This window comes from Bacillus sp. SIMBA_031 (assembly GCF_046535225.1).
Taxonomy (GTDB): domain Bacteria; phylum Bacillota; class Bacilli; order Bacillales; family Bacillaceae; genus Bacillus; species Bacillus velezensis.
The window spans coordinates 1-235 of the sequence record NZ_JAWRXC010000688.1 but is presented as its reverse complement, the minus strand read 5'-3'; the positions used below and the strand labels follow the sequence as shown (position 1 = coordinate 235).

General features: G+C 66.0%; 1 protein-coding gene. It reads right to left on the bottom strand.

Annotation, left to right across the window (positions count from 1 at the left end; genetic code table 11):
- Positions 1–235, bottom strand: a 235-nt coding sequence (locus tag SB724_RS21825; RefSeq protein WP_410573167.1) for a hypothetical protein, incomplete at both ends; no start/stop codon positions are given.

Genomic DNA, 235 nt, shown 5'->3' with positions numbered 1-235 from the left:
GCCGGATCTGGCGCACTCGTGCCCGCCGAGACGTGTTCGGCGCGGTCATAGTCCGCGAGCCAGTCGTCTATCTCGGCCGCCGACGCGGCGGCGTCCTGCGTACAGTTATTGACACGAGTCCAAGCGCGCGCTGCGCGCGCGAAACGCGACTCCTCCGCTTGGCGCTTGCGCGGCTCGATCTTCCACGTGTGATGAACCGTTCGCACGACGATGTGTGCGAACTTCTGGCGAACGA